Below are 1,337 nucleotides of genomic sequence, written 5' to 3' on the forward strand. Positions count from 1 at the left end.
CTAGGCCGTGTTTTAGAACTGGGGTCCGTGTCTCGCCCTGTGCCGTGATGATCTCGGTGTGGGGCGAGGGGATCTTTCAGATGAGCAGTGGGCGGTGCTGGGGCCGTTGTTGCCGGTCGCGGTGCTGGGCAGGCCGTCGGCGTGCCGGCGGCGGTTGATTGACGGGATCCGTTGGCGGGTGCGGACCGGGGCCCCGTGGCGGGATCTGCCACCCGAGTACGGTGCCTGGCAGACGGTCTATGGGCTATTCCGTCGCTGGCAACGTGAGGGTGTCTGGTCGGTGGTGTTGACCGGGTTGCAGGCGAGAGCGGACGCAGCCGGGCTGATCACCTGGGAGGTGAACGTCGACTCCACGATCTGCCGGGCCCATCAGCACGCGGCCGGTGCCCGGCGGGACGGCCAAGGCCAGAAGGAACCGCCGGGCGGCCGCCAGGCCGAACCCGACGACCACGGCTTGGGTCGTTCCCGCGGCGGCTGGACCACGAAGATTCACCTCGCCTGCGAACAAGGCCAGAAGCCGTTATCGCTGCTGGTCACAGCCGGTCAGCGAGGAGACAGCCCGCAGTTCACGGCTGTGCTGGAAGCCATCCGGGTCCCTCGCCTCGGACTGGGGCGACCACGGGTTCGTCCGCTGCGGGTCCGTGGCGACAAGGCCTACTCATCGCGGGCGAACCGTGCGTATCTGCGTCGGCGCGGGATCCGCTGCACGATTCCTGAACCTGCCGATCAGGCCGGCCACCGCAAGCGCCGGGGCGCGGTTGGCGGGCGGCCTCCGGCCTTTGACCGTGAGGACTACAAGGCCCGTCACGCGGTGGAGTGCGGCATCAACCGGCTGAAGCGGAACCGGGCGGTGGCGACCCGGTTCGACAAGCTCGCGGTCCGCTTCGAGGCAACCGTCCTCATCGCCGCGATCAACGAATGGCTGTGACCTGCCGGGAGTGTCGGTCCCGCGTGTCATTCTGGCCGCGATCAGGTCAGCGGGTTGAAGGGGAGACAGGGCCGATGGGGGCTGCGTACTACCGGGCCGAGAGTGAGAGCGGCGACCACATCGAGGACCCGTCCGAGGACGCGCTGTTCATGCTGATCGGCGACCTCAACGGCTCGGACAACACCTTCGTCGTCATCCAGCCCGACGAGGACGACCCAGTCTGGTTCACCTCGGTCGCGGTCCTGGAGGAAGGCGGATTCGAGGTCGTTCGCCGCGACACCACCCGCCGCGAACACGACGTCACCACCGAGACCAGCATCGACCAGATCGCCCGCGACCTCACCATCTGGATGGCCGCCCGCGACTTCCCCGGACGACGGCACGCCAGCAACTTCTAAAACAAGCCCTA

2 protein-coding genes are annotated in these 1,337 nt (G+C 68.0%); both read left to right on the plus strand.

Features of this window, described 5'->3' with window-relative positions:
• Positions 1-58: 58 nt before the first annotated feature.
• Complete coding sequence (locus BCL76_RS38375) at positions 59-928, plus strand: IS5 family transposase (RefSeq protein ID WP_109784118.1); 870 nt, start codon at positions 59-61, stop codon at positions 926-928.
• A 74-nt stretch (positions 929-1,002) separates the two neighbouring features.
• Positions 1,003-1,326, plus strand: coding sequence for a hypothetical protein (locus BCL76_RS38380; protein WP_109784119.1), 324 nt, complete (start codon positions 1,003-1,005; stop codon positions 1,324-1,326).
• Positions 1,327-1,337 lie beyond the last annotated feature (11 nt).

Source organism: Streptomyces sp. CG 926 (genome assembly GCF_003148825.1).
Lineage (GTDB): Bacteria > Actinomycetota > Actinomycetes > Streptomycetales > Streptomycetaceae > Streptomyces.

Coding starts and splice junctions, on each gene's coding strand:
- BCL76_RS38380 (WP_109784119.1), top strand. CDS start 1,003: ATGGGGGCTGCGTACTACCGGGCCGAGAGTGAGAGCGGCGACCACATC.